11 protein-coding genes and 1 pseudogene are annotated in these 18,281 nt (G+C 44.1%); 4 read left to right on the top strand and 8 right to left on the bottom strand.

Going from position 1 to position 18,281, the window contains the following annotated elements; genetic code table 11:
- From L5M37_RS05865 to L5M37_RS05855, 3 genes and pseudogenes are all read right to left on the bottom strand, one after another.
- Positions 1–135: pseudogene (locus tag L5M37_RS05865) on the bottom strand (IS4 family transposase); the annotation flags it as partial.
- 709 nt (positions 136–844) lie between these two features.
- Complete coding sequence (locus tag L5M37_RS05860; protein ID WP_263199746.1) at positions 845–1,594, bottom strand: DUF2057 domain-containing protein; 750 nt, start codon at positions 1,592–1,594, stop codon at positions 845–847.
- Positions 1,595–1,801: 207 nt separating this feature from the next.
- Positions 1,802–3,847: a bifunctional 2',3'-cyclic-nucleotide 2'-phosphodiesterase/3'-nucleotidase gene (locus L5M37_RS05855; protein ID WP_219255565.1), complete on the bottom strand. Its 2,046-nt coding sequence runs from the start codon at positions 3,845–3,847 to the stop codon at positions 1,802–1,804.
- A 707-nt stretch (positions 3,848–4,554) separates the two neighbouring features.
- Between L5M37_RS05855 and L5M37_RS05850 the strand changes: the two genes are divergently transcribed.
- A complete protein-coding gene (locus L5M37_RS05850; RefSeq protein WP_263199744.1) occupies positions 4,555–6,699 on the top strand; it encodes a M3 family metallopeptidase in 2,145 nt (714 codons plus the stop codon).
- 216 nt (positions 6,700–6,915) lie between these two features.
- Here the strand turns inward: L5M37_RS05850 and L5M37_RS05845 are convergent, their stop codons facing one another.
- The 3 genes from L5M37_RS05845 to L5M37_RS05835 all read right to left on the bottom strand — a co-directional run bounded on the left by L5M37_RS05845 (position 6,916) and on the right by L5M37_RS05835 (position 10,239).
- Positions 6,916–7,299, bottom strand: coding sequence for a GCN5 family acetyltransferase (locus L5M37_RS05845; RefSeq protein WP_263199742.1), 384 nt, complete (start codon positions 7,297–7,299; stop codon positions 6,916–6,918).
- The gene (locus L5M37_RS05840) at positions 7,300–7,749 is read right to left on the bottom strand and encodes an acetyltransferase (RefSeq protein ID WP_263199760.1); all 450 of its coding nucleotides are present in this window, start codon (positions 7,747–7,749) and stop codon (positions 7,300–7,302) included.
- A gap of 276 nt (positions 7,750–8,025) precedes the next feature.
- Positions 8,026–10,239: a M3 family metallopeptidase gene (locus L5M37_RS05835; protein WP_263199741.1), complete on the bottom strand. Its 2,214-nt coding sequence runs from the start codon at positions 10,237–10,239 to the stop codon at positions 8,026–8,028.
- A 412-nt stretch (positions 10,240–10,651) separates the two neighbouring features.
- Between L5M37_RS05835 and L5M37_RS05830 the strand changes: the two genes are divergently transcribed.
- The 3 genes from L5M37_RS05830 (at position 10,652) to L5M37_RS05820 (ending at position 14,162) form a co-directional block, all read left to right on the top strand.
- Positions 10,652–12,310, top strand: coding sequence for a dipeptidase (locus L5M37_RS05830; RefSeq protein WP_263199739.1), 1,659 nt, complete (start codon positions 10,652–10,654; stop codon positions 12,308–12,310).
- 644 nt (positions 12,311–12,954) lie between these two features.
- Positions 12,955–13,356: a hypothetical protein gene (locus L5M37_RS05825; RefSeq protein WP_263199737.1), complete on the top strand. Its 402-nt coding sequence runs from the start codon at positions 12,955–12,957 to the stop codon at positions 13,354–13,356.
- A gap of 221 nt (positions 13,357–13,577) precedes the next feature.
- Entirely contained in the window at positions 13,578–14,162 is a 585-nt protein-coding gene (locus tag L5M37_RS05820) for a hypothetical protein (protein WP_263199735.1), read from the top strand.
- Between the two features lie 154 nt (positions 14,163–14,316).
- Here the strand turns inward: L5M37_RS05820 and L5M37_RS05815 are convergent, their stop codons facing one another.
- Positions 14,317–15,522, bottom strand: coding sequence for an IS256-like element ISSod5 family transposase (locus L5M37_RS05815; protein WP_263199733.1), 1,206 nt, complete (start codon positions 15,520–15,522; stop codon positions 14,317–14,319).
- Between the two features lie 970 nt (positions 15,523–16,492).
- Positions 16,493–18,232, bottom strand: a complete 1,740-nt coding sequence (gene ggt, locus L5M37_RS05810; protein ID WP_263199732.1) for a gamma-glutamyltransferase — start codon at positions 18,230–18,232, stop codon at positions 16,493–16,495.
- Between the last annotated feature and the right edge of the window lie 49 nt (positions 18,233–18,281).

Raw genomic sequence — 18,281 nt, 5'->3', positions numbered from 1 at the left:
ACCTAACTCAGTCAAGGTCAGTGTCTTACATTCAATCAGTGCCTTAGAGGCCAGCATCAAGCTGTTTAATCGTTTTAGGTGAAGTTCTGGGCAGTATTGGTGTAAAGAATGTTGTAGGATATTGGCTTCGCGCATCTTGTTGTCCAAGTGTAGTTTTTGGCGAAACCATTTGATCATGCAACAAGATGCGCTTCCACCCTAATTTGATGATTTATTTGTAAATCATCAGGGGATTCTTCAGTGCTTAGTGAGGCTTTGAAGCTGATAATGACTCTTGCTAAATAATGCCTTTATGACATTTTTTGTTACATTTGTTTCTGGATCTAGCCAAAATATATAGTGTAAATCATAATGCATACGGTTAAATGTGTAGGCTAAATAGTATTTATCCTTGCTCAAGGTTTTGATTTTTAAAAATATTTAATTATGAGATAACGCTTTGCGGATAGTTAATTATGTTGGCTGGAGGAACAGAGACTATTCGATTTTACTCAGTTCGAATTCTTTGTAGTTAATTAAGTGATAAGTCTTTTATCTACAAATGCTTAACTGTCTTTTATAAAGCGAGTTGATAAATAATAGTCTATGAAGACTGTAAAATGATATGTCTTTTATATTTATAATTTGTTCTACCAAATATATAAATAATGCCTTTACAGGCACTCGTACCATTTGTTGCTTAGCAGCTTTGCTGTGTTAAATGACATTAAGCTGTGAAGTGGGAATGGGCTTACTGAGCTTTAATGTTTCTGAAATATCAGTTTTACTAAGCTTTAATAGAGCCGCCAGTTCATATGTGACACTAAGCTGGCGGTTTTAAATAGATAAACTGAAGCGGTATGGGTCACTCTTTGTTTATTTTAGCTTTGAAGCTGGCTTTGGTATTGTCGTTAGCTTGTTTGTACCAGTAATCCAGCATTTGACTGATTTCAGCTTGGCTAGGTGTCGTCGCTGGAGTGATTTGCTGAGCCTTATCATTGTTCGCTGCGACTGCTGACGACATAACTGCTGGCGCGATCAAGCTCGTGGATGTGGCTGCTGATGTTTGGCGTATTTGCGGCTGGCTTGCCAATACTGGTGCAATGGCGTCGCTTGCTTGCGTTGTTGCGGTATTCATAGTGAGATTTAATGAAGCCGGATGATTGCTAAGGTTGTACTGCAGTATCTCGTGTTCGAAATCCCGTCCCAGTTGAATGCCATTCTTAATCAATTTATCGTTGGTAAAACTCACTGCTTCATCTTGAGCATTTGATAGTGTCAGCTTGGGTGACTCATCAAATTTCTTGGCATCTCTGGCTGAGTTGATGGCGGGAAGTGTCAGCGTGAGTGTTTGTGCTGATGCATCAAAACGGACGATGAGCACGTCGGAGAGATAATGCACTGAGTCAGCTTGTTGTCGATATTGCGCGGCATAACGGAAGGCAATCTGATTGGTCCCATCGGCTAAAACGAGATCGCCACTCTTTACGGCTGGCTTGCCATTGACCGTTAACACTTCAGCATTTTTAGGTAGTTTGAGATGAACATCGGCCGTTGCTGGCTGCACAGTCCCCAGCACTAATGCCGTGGCACATAAGATTGATTGATATTTCATAAGCTTTCTCTGTTGTTGCGAGGACGCCGCTAAATAATAAGGCAGAAATTTGGCGACACAAAGCAGGTTTAACCTTTAGTGTGGAGCATGATGAACTAAATGGCGACACGCCGTTTATAGATCGCAGATTAGCGTTAATTTAATCTGTAGGGAATAAAAAAGGCTCACGAGGAGCCTTTTTTAGCATGATATTTCGGGATTGAACGCTTATTTGGTTAGGTTGATGCTATAAACGGCGAAACCCAGTTCATCCTTACCGATCTTCTTCATTTCACGTTGTTTATTGGCTTCGATAAAGGCAGCGGCTTTGTCACTGTCTTGGGTTTCGAAGCGAATGTCTAATGTGACGTTGGTAGTGATGGTTTTGAAATCCCAGTTGTAATCGGCACTTGGATTGACCATAGCTTCGTACTTACCTGTGGTTTCGTTGTACTGAGATTGCGCTGTGATATAAGCAGCTAGCGCTTCACGGTTAGTATCGGGCAGTTCAAGTACCACATGGTCGCTACCCGTACCAGCAAACTTACCCCCAAAGGCGCGGTAGTTATTTGAGGTGACGATAAATTCTTTCGCGGCAAATTCTTCACCTGTGATGACTTTGCCGTTTTCGTCTTTATAGCTTAAATCAACGATACGGTTTGCGTTGGCATTAACGACGGCGCAATCGCGGTCAAACTTGCTCGGTTGGGTCACATCAATTTTATAGGTTAAGCCATCCAGTACGTCGAAGTTGTAGGTTGGATGACCATCCCAATTGATTAAACCTTGTGGGGTGGTTTTTGCTGGGTCAATTTGATTGAACTGGTTCGCTGAGCACTCGAGCCAATCTTTCAATTCGGCGCCCGTTGCTTTGACGGCCACCATAGTATTGGGATACAGGTACAGATCAGCGGCGTTTTTAAAGGTCAGTGGGCCTTTATCAACTTGCACAAATTGATCTGCATCACTGGTTGTACCGTGGCGACCGCCCGCTTTAAAGGGTGCAGAGGCTGACAGCACTGGCAGCCCTTTTAATGCTGCAGGTAATTTCGCTTTCACGTTAGCGATTTGCGCATCGGAAACGATTTGTACCGTAGGGTCGTCCTGCACTAAGGTAAGGAAGCTGTACATGTCCGCTGCGGCAACGCCGATAGGTTCATCCACAAAGGCGAGGGTGCCTTGGTGTTCTGCTGCGACTGCATCTTTAATTGCGGGATCTTGGCTAACTAACTCTTCCTTAGTTGCACCATTATATATGGGGCGAGCTTGCGTTTTCGCACTAAGGACATGCCATTTACCATCTCTACGTTCAAGTTTAAAGTCAACAACCCCTAGGTTATCACCCCAACGACCTGGCATCACTGCGGGGACGCCGTTCAGTAGGCCTTTAGTGACGTCGGTATTGGGTAAGTCGGCATACTTAGCATCAGGGAAGATAGAGTGGCTGTGGCCGAATAGAATCGCATTGATACCATCAACATAAGTCAAAGCGTAAGTGGCATTTTCAGCCATAGGATCGCCAGGATTTTCCGTTGAACCAATGCCAGAGTGAGGAATGGCGATAATGATATCTGCCCCTTTGGCTTTCATTTCTGGGACATATTTTTTCGCGGTTTCAATAATATCTTCGACCGTCACTTTACCCGTCAGATTTTGTTTATCCCACAATAGAATTTGCGGTGGCACAAAACCAATATAACCAATGTTAATGGTTTGATTATTGCCTTCACTGTCGATAATGTTTTTTTGTTTGATGATATAAGGGGTGAATAAATGCTCACCTTTTTTAACCTCATTCCAGCAACCATTATCGTCGGCGCAATAAACGTTTGAGTTGATATAAGGGAAATCTGCACCACTAATGGATTTATTTAAGAAATCTAAACCATAGTTAAATTCATGGTTACCGATATTACCGACTTCATAATCTAATAGGTTCATGGCTTTATAGGCTGGATGAATATCACCCATTTGCAGGCCAACTTTAGCCATGTAATCGCCCATTGGGCTGCCTTGTAGTAGATCGCCGTTGTCGACGAGTACGCTGTTTTTGGCTTCGTTGCGTGCAGCGTGGATTAAGCTTGCAGTACGGGCTAGACCGATAGTTGGGTCATTTTTGCCACTGTAGTAGTTGAAATCCATGATATTTGTGTGCAGATCTGTGGTTTCGAGTACCCGTAAATCGGCTTGAACGACTTTGTCGTCATCAGAATTACAGGCGCTTACACCAAGGGCGGCAGTGATCATCACTGCGAGTATTTTCTTATTTAACATAGTTATCTCTATTTATATTTATTTGACCCCAATGCATGTTCCGTAAAAGAACATGCCCATCATCCCGTTAATTCAGCGTAATTTAACTGTTAGGTTAATTTGCCGCTAAGTTAACGAGCGGGAATTATAAAGACATTTGATGATCTGAATGTGACATTAATCGGATAAAAGCTGTTTCAAATTGTGACTCAAGGTTTGCTTGCCTAAATAGTGAGCCATTTGGCCTGTTTATTTGTTACGCCAATGTTTAAATAATTACAGTAAACAGTTTATTAAGAAGAATTAATATTTGTTATTGGAATGGCATTTTATTTGCTCAGCCCCTTGTCTATGTCGGGGATATTTGACTTAAAACTTCAGTAGAATTGTTTTAAATAATTCTTTTACATCAAATTTTAGCCAATGTTGATCACCTATGCTCACATGTCTCTTGGCTTGATTGAGGCGAGTTAGGTTTAGCGTAGCGTTGGCAAAGGCTTATTTAGACGAGTAATACACATAAAGTGATACAAATTAGCTGTGCTCTGGGCGGGTAAAACTTGGCTGAAATGCGCGTAACTTGTTAAGGTAGTTCATCGAAATTGACGTACGAAGCTACACAAGTTCGTTAAAACAGACTGTTGTAAACCGAAAGCCAAAATCCGTTTGCGCGCACCTTTCACCTTAAAAATACAATCGAAAGGGCAGCAACATCCAAGGGAGTTAATATGCGTAAGTCCGTTATTACCACAGCCGTAGCTGCGGCATTGTTACTTGGCGCTTGTTCAGACAAGCCTGCTGTAAGCACCAATGAAGCCAAAAATGCCGTTGCGACTCAATCCGCCGCCAAAGCTGAAGCAGCTAATGTGCTGCTGAGCAAGAGTCCACTGCAAGATCAAGCGCCGCAATTTAATCTTATTCAGTCTGCAGATTATGCTCCCGCCTTCGAGCAGGGCATTAAAGCTCACGATGCAGAAATCGCGGCGATTGTGAATAACAAACAAGCGGCTAGTTTTGACAATACCATTCTCGCCATGGAAACCTCGGGTGAATTGTTAACGCGCGTATCGCGTACCTTCTTTAATCTCGCAGGTCTGATTTCTGATGATGATTTCCAGAAAACCGAAGCGGATCTTGCACCTAAGCTATCTGCCCACCGAGATAATATTTATCTCGATCCGACTTTATTTGCCCGTGTTGAAGCCGTATACCAGCAAAAGAGCAGCCTAAATGCGGAAGATCAGCGTCTAGTTGAATATTACTATGAGCAGTTTGTCCGCGCTGGCGCGAAATTGTCGGCCGAAGATAAAGCTAAGATGCGAGACTTTAACGCTGAGCTTGCAACCTTAGCGACGGACTTTTCACAAAACAGCTTAAAATCATTTAAAGATGATGTGGTTGTTGTGACTGATAAAGCCCAGTTAGCCGGTTTATCCGACAGCGAAATCGCCACCTTAGCCGCGGCTGCCAAAGCTGCTGGAAAAGAAGGCTATTTGATTACGTTAGTGAACACGACACGCCAACCTGTGCTTTCTAGCCTGAGTAACCGTGAACTGCGCCAAAAAGTATGGGAAACCTCGGCGCACAGAGCCGTCGCAATCAATGGTCCATTGATTGTCAAAATGGCGCAAATACGGGCTAAAAAAGCCAATTTACTGGGGTTCGATACTTGGGCATCCTATGCGGTTGCCGATCAAATGGCGAAAACCCCTGCTGCTGTGTATGAAATCCTCGATGATTTAGCGCCAAAAGCTTTAGCTCGCGCCAAAGTGGAGGCGGCTGATATTCAAGCTGAAATCAAAAAGGCGGGCGGTGATTTTGAACTGCAACCTTGGGATTGGGCTTATTACGCCGATAAAGTGCGTCAAGAGAAATACTCTCTCGATGAAAGCAGCATCAAGCCTTATTTCGAGTTTAATACTGTACTGAAAGACGGGCTGTTTTTCGCTATGCATAAATTGTATGGCATCAGCTTAAAACCGCGTACCGATTTACCTGTGTGGCATTCCGATGTTTTAGCCTTTGAAGTTTTTGATAAAGATAACAGTTCTATTGGCTTATTCTATCTAGACCCGTATGCCCGTGAAGGTAAAGGCGGCGGCGCGTGGATGGATGAGTTCGTCACCCAAAGCGGTCTGCTCGGCACTAAGCCCGTAGTCTATAACGCGCTTAATATTCCTAAGCCAGCCGATGGCCCAACGCTAATGACCTTCGATGAAGTGACCACTCTGTTCCATGAATTTGGCCATGCAATACACGGTTTATTCTCGCAGGTGAAATACCCAAGCGTGGCTGGCACATCAACCGCACGTGACTTTGTTGAGTTCCCATCACAGGTTAACGAAGATTGGAATATCGACCCTGCTGTGATTGCTAACTATGCCAAACACTATAAAACGGGTGAGCCAATTCCTAAGGCGCTGCTTGATAAAATCTTAGCGGCCAATAAGTTTGGCCAAGGTTTTGATACCGTTGAGTACCTGTCAGCGGCCTTGTTAGATATGGAATGGCACTCTATCAGCGCCGACACTCAAATTAGCGATGTAGAGAAGTTTGAGCACCAAGTGCTAGCTAAACATGGTCTTGATTTTGCGCCAATACCACCCCGTTATAAGTCGAGCTACTTTAGCCATGCCTTCTCCGGTGGTTATTCCGCAGGTTATTACGCGTATCTGTGGACCGAAGTGTTTGCCGCCGATGCCTTTGCCTATATGGGCGAGCAAGGTGGATTAAAAGCCGATAATGGTGACAAATTCCGTAAGGAAGTCTTATCTAAAGGTAACAGTGAAGATCTCATGCAAGATTATATTCACTTTACTGGTAAAAAACCGACAACAGAGGCACTGTTAAAGCGCCGCGGTTTAGTCGACTAATCGATTCGTTGTAAAAAGGCCCAAAGGCTTGTTAGGGAAACCTAGCAAGCCTTTTTTATTGATGTCGGGGCGGATTTATTAACCATTTTTTGTTTCAAGACAGGAGGTTTAGAGGATAAGGAAATCTGCAGGTAACGCTCCTAATCACAGTTCCAAAATAGTTTGTTGGAATGTTGTCGAAAGACAGTCTTAAACTATTTTTTATTGATTAAATTGTTATGTTTGATTGTCACTTATAAAGTTAGCAATAGTGTCCTCCGTACGTTTACTCTCTAATAACCACTCAACCCTCCATTCAGTTAGGCGCTCACCCTTTTTATGAATGAATTTTCCTGCTTCTGGTTCATCAATCCATTCAAGCTGTTTAATAAGTACTAAAGGCGCTTCAGACCCATCAGTTTCATTCGAAAATTCAAGAGCCTCATTATAAGTATGAAATGCGTAATAGTAGATTTCACCATCAAATTCATCTGGTGCACCTTGCCAAGGGCGGCACCAAACACGATATTCTAGTACTTGATCATAGAAATAACCGCCGCCTGATTTTGTTTCCGCCGGATACTCTCCAACCCTATTCTCATCGATTGAATCAGGATACATCTACAATCCCTCAATGGAATATAACGCCATATGCAACAGCGGATAAGGTTTACCCTGTCCATCAACGGGTGAGCGACCCGTTACTGAAAAACCAATATGCTGGTAAAAACCTAATGCTTGCTGATTCTGCTCATTAACATCAACCTTTGTGGCTCCCAGTTCTTTAATGGCATGTGTCGCTAGCATGGAACCAATACCTTTTCCGCGCGCGTCAGGTGAGATGAACAGCATTTCAATATTGCCATCATGTATCCCGCAGAATCCGAGTATTTCTCCATTGTCATTTTTAGCGCACTTTAAGTGAACGGCGTCAAAATATTGTTCGAGGATCAACGGTTTTAATTCCTGTAGATCTTCTTCTGCTAAAAAGTCATGGGTTGCTCTCACTGATGCTTCCCAAATATCGAGCAGACTAAGATGATCTGCTTTTTCTACCATCTCAATATTCATCATATAACTCTATTGAAAATTTAATGCCGCCTAAGTGGCGAATAATAGTGGGTTAACATGTGAAGCGGGAACGTACCATTATTACTAATCCGCATTTAAGAAGTTTAGGCGTAAGTTCCGTAACATCTTTTTCCCAAGATGTTAGCTGCCAAGCTGCACTCTGTCATCTTGACCTTTCTCGCTATTTCCCTATTTAGTATCAATAAAATAAAAACAGGGAGTATTCGCTCCCTGTTTATGATATTTAAAACTTCAATTTAGAGGGATGATGTTATGTTACTCGGCCAGTAATCCGCGGCTACGCAGTAGCGGCTCTATACCGGCTTCTTTACCGCGGAAGTTTTTATACATCAGCATAGGATCATCGCTGCCGCCTTTCGAAAGGATATTATTACGGAAGGAATCCGCAGTGGCCTTGTCGAAAATGCCGTTTTCTTTAAAGGCTTCGAAAGCATCTGCACCTAAAATATCCGACCAGAGGTAGCTGTAGTAGCCTGCTGAATAACCGCCCGCGAAAATATGCGAGAAGTAAGTGCTGCGATAGCGTGGGCTAATTTCTTCAATCAGTCCCATTGCCGCTAACGAGTCCGCTTCAAACTTGGCCGCATCCTTTGGTATAGTGTCGGTCAGTGTGTGCCAATCTAAATCGAGTTTAGTGGCCGCCATGTATTCAACGGTAGAAAAACCTTGGTTGAACTTGCTGGCTGCTTGGATTTTCTTCACCAGTTCTTGCGGGATCACTTCGCCGGTTTTGTAGTGCTTGGCAAATTGGGCTAACACTTCTGGCTGAGTCATCCAGTTTTCATTCACTTGCGATGGGAACTCAACGTAATCGCGAGGTACGGCGGTGCCGCCCTGTGAGCGATATTCGACGTTCGATAACATGCCGTGTAGTGCGTGGCCAAATTCGTGGAATAGTGTGCTGGCTTCATCGAAAGTCAGCAACGCTGGCTCATTACCCGCTGGGCGAGGGTAGTTTAATACGTTGACAATAATAGGTTTAGAATCAACGCCATTCATATTGTATTGCTTGCGGAAGGAGTTCATCCAAGCGCCGCCACGTTTGCTGTCACGGGTGAAATAGTCACCCATAAAGATGGCCATCAGTTTGCCGTCTTTATCGTAAACTTCCCAAGTACGAACTTCTGCATTGTATTTGGGCAAGTCGGTGCGTTCTTTAAAGGTTAAACCGTACAAACGGTTAGCCGTGTAGAACACGCCTTTTAATGTACTGTCGAGGGAGAAATACGGGCGGGTTTGTTGCTCGTTAAAGCTGTACTTAGCGACACGGATCTTGTCGGCGTAGTAATCCCAGTCCCACGCTTGCAGCTTAAAATTGCCACCTTGAGCGTCAATCATAGCTTGCATATCAGCCACTTCGTTTTTGGCTTGGGCCAATGCCGCTGGCCATACTTTATTGAGTAAACCGTAGACGTTTTCTGGTGTTTTAGCTGTGCGTTCTTCTAACACGAAATCCGCATGGGTTTTATAGCCCATCAGTTGAGCACGTTCAGCACGCAGGGCAGCAATCTTAGCGAGGATAATCTTGTTATCGTTGGCGTTATTGTTGTTACCGCGCTCGATATAGCCTTTGTAGAGTTTTTCACGTAACTGGCGATTATCGGCATAGGTTAAAAAAGGCGTGATAGAAGGGCGAGACGTGGTAAATACCCACTTGCCTTCGTGGCCACGTTTTTTGGCGGTTTCAAAGGCTGTGGCAATCACATCTGCGGGTAAACCCGCGAGATCGGCTTTGCTATCAACCACTAATTCGAATGCATTGGTTTCGGCTAATAGATTGTCGCCGAAGGTTAAATTGAGTTTGCCGATCTCTTCGTTCAGCGCGCGCAGTTTGGTTTTATCTGGCTCGCTTAAGTTAGCGCCGCCACGGGTGAAAGATTTATAGGTATCTTCCAGTAATTTGGCTTGGGCTGTGCTGAGCTTCAGGTTGTCTTTTGCGTCGTGGACAGCTTTAACTTTTTGAAACAGTTTGTCATTAAGCAAAATATCGTCTTCGGCGGACGATAACATAGGCGACACTTCTTTGGAGAGTGCTTGCAATGCTTCATTCGTATCCGCGCTCGTCAGGTTAAAGAAGACGTTAGAAACGCGCGTCACTAGATCGCCAGAAAACTCCATGGCTTCAATCGTATTGGCGAAGGTGGGTTTTGCTTTATTATCAACAATTTCTTGAATTTGCTCGTGTTGTTGGGCGATTCCCGCTTTAAATGCGGGGAGGAAATGCTCAGGCTTGATTTTATCGAAGGCCGGAATTTCCATAAAAGTATCATAGGGTTTAAAGAATGGATTAGTCGCATTCTGGCTGATAATTTGCGCTGACACTGCATTTGGCGCCGCACTTGCTTGAACACTGGCATCGGGTTGTTGTGTGCTACAGGCGCCCAAAGTTAAGGCTAAAGCGATGGTACTTAGCGTGAGCTTAGCAGTGCGTGGCGTGAGGGCTTGCGGTTTGAGGGTTAGTCCCTTCATTATTTGTTCCCCGTTAGGTCGATATTGTTATGGATGTTTGCATGATGATGGCCTTGGATTTCAAGAAAAAATTGAAGTCTACGTACGGCTAAAACCATTAAATTAAGCTTAATGTGACTGTTTAACATGTATCGGACTAGGGGTTCCATCGATTTTGTGTTTAGTTTGTAACAAATGTTTTGTTTCAGGCTTTTAAGCAAAATAATATGGCAAACTGGCTGAGGCTTGTTATCGGGTCTCGGTGCGCTTTATTGGCAACATCATTGGTCAAGGCTGTAGTCGAAGATAATAGCCGCAAACACGTCGCAGATGACTGGTATAAGCAACACGTTGCAGTAAACCAGCTTAATCCATTTTCAACCGTCTCTTGCAGTACGGTCCTAAAACACGAATAACAATAATAGGATCTTCTATGTCTCAATCTGGTATTCAACATGCTCGCGTGCGTCGAGCGTTATCTTTGGCATTACTGACTGCGTCCAGCTGGGTTATGCCGCAGTGTATTGCAGCGCCAGCAACAACAGCGCCAGCAACAACAGCGGCTCAAACAAACGTCCCCCAGTTAAGCCAAAATGCACTAAAGGTCGCCGATTACGCGGTCGCAAAATACGATGCGGCTATGGTGCAGAGTTTGACTCAGTTGGTGAGTTTTAATACCCAAGCGGTTGAAGGGCAAACGCCAGATACCAATCCCGCCTTTGTGGGCTTTAAGTCGAGTTTAAAGCAACTCAGTCAGGAGCTCGGGTTAGATTATGCCGATCATGGTTATGTGGTGTTGATTGGCTTAGATGCCAATTCGGCTGTGAACAATGAACCTAAAAAGTTAGGCATAGTCACCCACGGCGATGTGCAACCAGCTAATCCTGCCTTGTGGGCGCAGAGCCCTTATCTGCTTGATACTCAATCGGAACCAGGCAAACTGATTGGCCGCGGCACAGAGGACGACAAGGGCGCCATTGTCACTGCCATGTATGCGATGAAGGCGATTAAAGATAAACACATTAAGCGAGATAGACGCATTGAACTCTTGGTTTATCTTGCTGAAGAGTCCGACTGGGGACCACTGAAAACCTTTTTAGCCAGCTACACGCCAGCGGATATGAACATTACTATTGATGCTGAATACCCCGTGGTCACCGCCGAGAAAGGCTGGAGCAAGATTACCTTTACTGTACCCAATATTACGCTCTCCAATATAGAAGCGAAAGCAGAGGCTTCAACTCAAACTCCCAGATTAACCGCTTTCTCTGGTGGCTATTTTGCCAGCCAAGTACCGCAGCAGGCTGAAGCAGAAATTGAGGCGGTTTCACCTGCATTACTCACAAAGTTACAGACCAGAGCCGCCGCGCAGCAGGGGATGAAATATCGTTTTGAAAACCATTGCGTCGATAAACAGTGCAACTTGCATATCTTTGCCGACGGTAAAGCCGCCCATTCATCCACTCCTGAAGATGGAGTGAATGCTGTGACCCATTTGGCGGCATTGTTAAGTCCCGAATTGAATGATAAACCTTGGCCGAAAACTAGCGCATCCTTAACTGTCGCCGCCATGGACGAGCTGGTGGGGTTAGGCATTTATGCCGAGCAGTTTGGTGACTTAGCCTATAAAGATGATTTTATGGGACCGCTGACCTTAGCCCCAACTGTGGTGGTGCAAACGCAGAAGGGCACTGAGGTGACCATTAACTTGCGCCGTCCTGTCGGCAAAACACCAGAGTTACTCGCTAAACAAGCCCGTGAAGCCTTAGCCCTGTGGCAGGAGAAACACCAAGTGCAGCTTGCTGATATCGAAAGTTATTGGGGCGAGCCTATGGTGATGAAAGGTGCGCCACAGCAACAAACCCTGCTCGACGTGTTTGCCCACTTCACTGGCATAGTCGACCCTAAACCCGTTGCAATCGGCGGGTCAACCAACAGTAAATTATTCCCCAATGCCTTAAGTTTTGGCCCAGCCATGCCGGGCGTGGAATACACTGGCCATACCGAAAAAGAGTTCATCACCCATAAGCAATTTATGCTGAACCTAAAAATGTACACCGCAGCATTTATCGAAATATCGGCGGTTAAATAGTACTCTTTGTGAAAGTGATTTGTGGATGGCATAAAAGTGTAGGGGAGCAATAAAGTTTCTTATCAAGTATTAAGCCAAGCATTAAGGGTTAATAGAACTATGGCGGTTAAATCTTAGATTTCCGCCATTCCAACTTGAAATGCTCAAAAGCTCAAAGCTAGTGAGTTATATCGTCAGTTGTGCTGCATGAATTGTCATTGTTTCCCCAGTGACTCGCCCTCTTTCATTTAATAAGAAGTATCCCTGAGGGCTCAACTAAAACATCGCTGTTTTAGAAGGTCACTGGTGCAACAATACCAATCTTCACTAACCTTTTCGCTGTTCGTTTAGCTAAAAAGCTAATGCCCCAAAGCTTTCTAGCACTCGGCTGGTGAATCGCAAACTTGCTACCTCATTTCCCAACAAATTCCCATCAATGTTCTGCTTTCAACTATTCACTACAAAGGGCTTAATGAGAACGTCATACAGTCGTATTCAAACTGCTTTGTTTTGAATATTTTTTAGTCGCCACTTGTGCGCGTTAACTCAAGTATTTAAATCTAAAAACATTTTAAATTAAACACTTAAAGGTTACCGTTTTTGGTAATATGTGAGGGAAACGCGCATGCGCACTATGAAATGTTATATTTTTAAAGGTGAATTTTATGAAAAGGAAGTTTTTAGCTTTATCGATTATCAGCTTTTCTTCACTTGCATTTGGAAAGCCTGTCTACTTGAATTGTAGCGTTTCATCAAACAATGAAACTAAAGTTTTCAGCACCAAACTGGACGAAGAGTCAGGAAAAATTACTCATTTGAACAAAGGCGGTGGTGCATTCAACGCTGAAGGTTTTTTTTCCGCAAATAAAATTTCATATCAAAAGGTAAGTGCTGGCGGAGGCATCAAAATGACTTACCTATATGAAATTAATCGAACAACACTAGCAATAACAGAGACTTTTGTTGCGGAGCCTAGTGATCCAAAAATGGCCTTAACAATTCCCGCGTCAACAATTTTGATGTCAGGCGCTTGTGAAATCGAGGAAGTTGGCGAACGTAAAATATAATAAACGTATTATGTTCATTCGCTTCGCTGATTGGGAAGCAATCTAGCTGGCTTCGCGCGTGCCTCGAGATTATCAGCAGCAAGCCTATACCTTCTATGTGAAAAGTTGACTCATACAAATATTAATCTAAATATGCCAAGTAGCACTGTAGTTTAAGTTCACTTTAGTGTCCCAAAGTGAGCTAGTGAGTCACTCTTACCTTTTTGAGTTTGTGAGCAATTATGAGTAAAAATTATAGAGTAATCGATAGCCAAAATGGAATTGTAGGAAGTTATTTAAAAATGGTTTGTTATCGCAACTCTGATTTAATGGGGCAGGTTACAGCATTAAAATGGTTTGCAATGACAATTGTTGAGATGGTTGTTGGAACAGAGTTGCTAGAGAGCTTTGTGATCACCGGCTCTGTTATTCCTTATTACACTATAGTAAAAGATGATAGCGCTAATTATGGAAGCGAGTTGCATCTTTCACTTCACATACCTGAAGGAGTAATTACTAATATATTGAGAAACCAAATTATTGAACTTTTATATTACAAATATTCTTTACAGTATTTAATATTGAGTCCAGTAGGTAAACCTTATGTGAACAATGAAAAGAATACTATTGATTGTTCAAGAACACGATTCAGAGCTAGAAAAGATATTTTCTACCAATTTATTGCGTTGCGAAGAGTTTATGATTTATTTTGGCTTGTCTTTAATATCACTGTTGATTTAATAGTGTTTTTTGTGACTACTGACATTAAGTTTGCACTGTTATCTGCTCTTTTTGTTGAGGCTATTCGACGACTATTACGGGTATAATAAGATGTTGTATACGAACTCGTGACCTGTGTTGCTGTTTTTGCTAACAGAAAAGACAGTGAACGCAGCGTTAATCATAGATTTATTCACGGTCGTTTATCCTCAAATTGGGCCGAGAATCAGAGGCTGTTCATAATTCTGTGTCAGGTTAATTTCACAGATCGATATGGTTTTCTAAGCGCCCCTCAAAATGGATTGAGAGCTGTGATAGCGTCAAATTCCAGTTTTGGATGGGATGCGTCCAGCGCTCAGAGGCCTTCAATATACCCGCGTAAAGCAGCTTGAGTAAACTGTTCTCGCTAGCAAAACCGCCCTTCGTTTTGGTTAACTTCCTGAATTGCCTATGTACCGCTTCAACCGCATTAGTGGTGTAGATGGCAGTGCGGACATAATCTGGGTATTTGAAATACACCGATAACAGCGCCCACTTGTTGCGCCATGATTTAATCACCACGGGGTATTTATCGCCCCATTTTGTCTCTAGCTCATCCAGTGCCATCTCGGCCGCATTCAAGGTGGCAGCCTTATAAACGCACTTTAAATCGGCCATAAAGGCCTTTTGATGCTTAGAAGCAACATACTTCATCGAGTTACGAATTTGGTGGATGACACACAGTTGCACTTCCGTCTGCGGGTAAATGGTTTCAATCGCTTCAGGAAAGCCTTTAAGGCCATCAACGCAGGCGATGAGAATGTCTTTAACGCCGCGATTATACAGGTCAGTTAGCACGCTTAACCAATGGTGAGCGCCTTCATTATCAGACAGATATAAGCCTAATAGCTCTTTTTTACCTTCGACGTTAAGGGCCAAAATGGTGTAAACCGCCTTGCTAATAAAGCGACCGTTCTCTTTGATTTTATAATGAATTGCATCGAGCCATATGACGGGGTAAAGCGGCTCTAGCTCGCGTTCGCGCCATGCTTGAAGCTCAGGTAGTAACTTGTCAGTAATGGCGTTCACCGTGCCGTTGGACACCGACATGCCGTACATGTCTTCGATATGCGCGCGAATATCTTGATAGCTGGAGCCTAATGAAAATAAGCCAATGATTTTACGCTCCATTTCATCGGTAAGTTGGGTTTGGTGCTTTTTGACTAATTGAGGTTCGAAGGTGCCCGCTCTGTCTCTGGGCGTATTGAGCTCGAAGTTGCCAATGGGGCTTTTAACCGTTTTAGTGGTTTTACCGTTTTTACGATTAACCGTATCAGGGTTAGCCAAATGGCCATCCAACTCAGCAACTAATGCCGCTTCAGTGAGTTGCTTAATCAAAGGGGTTAAGATGCCATCCTTGCCTGTGAGGTCTTTTCCTTCACGTAGCGCTTGAATGGCAGCATTGATATCAAAAGTAGGTGTGGTCATAAATCATCTCTTTTTGGTATAGCTTAAAGAAATGACACAGAAATTTGAACACTACCGAGAATCACTCTAAGGTAGGATGATTTACGCCATCTGCTAAAACCCGTCCTTGCTCCCCGTATGTGGTTATTTTAGGAGGATTTTCTCCCTTAATATGAATCAAACTCTATACTACTGATTCATACCCATATATGCGCCTCTTATGTTCTATTACGACTAGTTATGTCTAACCATTAAGGAATGTTGATTAGTTTATAGTCAAAAGAAGCATTGCTAGTACAATAGTTAATCCGAATCTGCCTAATTAGAGCTAATTATCTAACAATGCTTTGTCCAAAAGGCTGTTTGATTTTTATTAAAAATCTTTTCTAAATCATTAATAAATAAAAAAAGCGGTAAAATAACCGTCTGAAATAAATGAGCTAATCAATCGTTAGTGTCTGCTCTCGTCTTTAGAAGCAACAAGTTACGCTAATGCGCGAAAGGGGAGCCATGGTGATTTACGAGACGACCGTCCGCCCCATGGACGGGGCGGTCGAGCATCCAAGGACGGACTAGCTGCGTGTCGGAGAATGAATGCCATGGCAAGCCTATATGATTGAATACCAGCCAACACTTAGATCCCTGTGACTGAAATAACAGGTCACCCAGTACAATTTGCCTACACCTTCTGTCCTGAAGTGAGTTGTGTTTAGTATGATATTTCATGACTCTATTGCAGGAGAACTAAAGTAAAAAACAATGTAAATCAGCACAATAACTTTTCCACGCAATAAAAAGCCCTGCTTATACAGTGATGTATAGCAGGGCTTTTTGATTGCGAGTTTGTATTCGTTGAGCGGAAGGACAAGCTTTACTCAGGGTTTATGACCTAGATCGAATAGGTCATAAATCCTTTTTATCTCATCCACCTATTTCTCTCACCCATTTCTTTACACTCATCTCTTTCACTAACATTGGCATCATGGAGATGCTAGTAGCCGATGGCTTCGCTACCCGAGTGGCGTGGATCAGACGCGCCAAAAATCCCTTGTTCGGTCACCATGATTGATTGTGTACTGCCCATAGCGGACTGTACTTTCACTTTGTGGCCTTTGGCTTCGAGCAGGGAAATGGTATCGCGGTTTAAGCTGGATTCGACTCGCAGCTCATCGGGCAGCCATTGATGGTGCACCCGCGCCGCATTACTGGCTTCGGCGATGTTTAATCCATGGTCGATCACATTCATGATGATCTGCAGTGTTGTGGTGATAATGCGTGAACCGCCGGGGCTACCAGTGACGAGGAAGGGCTTGCCATCTTTCATCACAATAGTGGGGCTCATGGAGCTCAATGGGCGCTTATTGCCTTCGACCGCATTGGCATCACCGCCAACTAAACCGTAGCCGTTTGGCACGCCGGGTTTGGCCGAGAAATCATCCATCTCGTTATTGAGCAAAATGCCAGTTCCTTTGGCCACTAAACCTGAGCCGTAGCTGAAGTTTAAGGTGTAAGTGTTTGAAACCGCATTGCCCCATTTATCCACTACCGAGAAGTGAGTGGTTTGGTCGCTCTCATAGGGCGCGAGTTTACCTGGCTTGATTTCGGCGCTTGGCGTTGTTTTATTCATCGCGATTTGGCTGGCGATTTTTTGGGCGTAGTCCTTACTGGTTAAGGCTTTGACGGGCACCTTATAAAAGTCGGGATCGCCTAAGTATTCGCTGCGATCGCTATAGGCATGCTTCATGGTTTCTGCCATCAGATGAATCGTCTGCGCCGTATTGTGGCCGAGTTTATCAATCGGGAATTGTTGCAACACGTTGAGCATTTCGATGATGTGTACGCCGCCCGATGATGGCGGTGGCATAGACACAACCTCGTAGCCACGGTATTCGCCGCGTACGGGTTCGCGTTCTACAACCTTATAATTTTTAAGGTCGTCTAAGGTCATAATGCCGCCAGCGTCTTTCACCGCATTGATGAGTTTAGTGGCGGTTTCACCTTCGTAGAATCCTTTGGTGCCTTTTTCAGCGATAAGACTTAACGAATGGGCAAGTTCAGGTTGTTTAAGAATATCATCCACTTGATAGTCACTGCCGTCGGCTTTGTAGAAGATAGCGGCCGTGGTTGGCCATTGGGCCATGCGGCGTTTTAGGCCAGCAAGGGATTGGGCAAGATCTGGCGTCACGCTAATGCCTTCCTGCGCTATTTTAATCGCGGGCGCGGCGACTTGGGCGAGAGTCATAGTGCCATATTTTTCAAGGGCTAAGCTCATGCCCATCACTGTACCTGGCACACCCACGGCAAGACCGTGTTCGCGGCTTAGTTTTTCAACTGCGTCGCCATTTTCGTCGAGGAAAATGTTTTTCTTGGCTTTAGACGGCGCCATTTCACGGTAATCGATAGCGATGGTTTTGTTTTCTTTGGCAATATGCACCAGCATAAAACCACCGCCGCCGATATTGCCAGCACGGGGTAAGGTGACAGCCAAACTGAAGGCGACAGCCACGGCGGCGTCAACTGCATTGCCGCCTTGCTTTAGGATCTCAACGCCGGTGCGACTGGCGAGAGTTTCTTGGCTTGCGACCATGCCATGCTTAGCCCACACAGGTTGTGCGGTGGCCATCTGGCTGAAAATTGGCGATTCATCGGCAAGCAGACTGGGAGATGATAGTAGGGGAAGCGCCATCGCAATGGCGAGAATAAGAGGTCTAAAAGGTCTTGTTGGACGCATACTCAATCCTGAATTTATTTTAATTATGGCTATGCAATGTGCCGAGAAT

This window comes from Shewanella sp. SM69 (assembly GCF_025653985.1).
GTDB lineage: Bacteria > Pseudomonadota > Gammaproteobacteria > Enterobacterales > Shewanellaceae > Shewanella > Shewanella oncorhynchi.
Note: the sequence above shows the minus strand (reverse complement) of the source record. Positions and strands in the feature narration are given on the sequence as shown.

Coding starts and splice junctions, on each gene's coding strand:
- L5M37_RS05830 (WP_263199739.1), top strand. CDS start 10,652: ATGTCTCAATCTGGTATTCAACATGCTCGCGTGCGTCGAGCGTTATCT.
- L5M37_RS05850 (WP_263199744.1), top strand. CDS start 4,555: ATGCGTAAGTCCGTTATTACCACAGCCGTAGCTGCGGCATTGTTACTT.
- L5M37_RS05835 (WP_263199741.1), bottom strand. CDS start 10,239: ATGAAGGGACTAACCCTCAAACCGCAAGCCCTCACGCCACGCACTGCT.
- L5M37_RS05820 (WP_263199735.1), top strand. CDS start 13,578: ATGAGTAAAAATTATAGAGTAATCGATAGCCAAAATGGAATTGTAGGA.
- L5M37_RS05815 (WP_263199733.1), bottom strand. CDS start 15,522: ATGACCACACCTACTTTTGATATCAATGCTGCCATTCAAGCGCTACGT.
- L5M37_RS05855 (WP_219255565.1), bottom strand. CDS start 3,847: ATGTTAAATAAGAAAATACTCGCAGTGATGATCACTGCCGCCCTTGGT.
- ggt (WP_263199732.1), bottom strand. CDS start 18,232: ATGCGTCCAACAAGACCTTTTAGACCTCTTATTCTCGCCATTGCGATG.
- L5M37_RS05860 (WP_263199746.1), bottom strand. CDS start 1,594: ATGAAATATCAATCAATCTTATGTGCCACGGCATTAGTGCTGGGGACT.
- L5M37_RS05840 (WP_263199760.1), bottom strand. CDS start 7,749: ATGAATATTGAGATGGTAGAAAAAGCAGATCATCTTAGTCTGCTCGAT.
- L5M37_RS05825 (WP_263199737.1), top strand. CDS start 12,955: ATGAAAAGGAAGTTTTTAGCTTTATCGATTATCAGCTTTTCTTCACTT.
- L5M37_RS05845 (WP_263199742.1), bottom strand. CDS start 7,299: ATGTATCCTGATTCAATCGATGAGAATAGGGTTGGAGAGTATCCGGCG.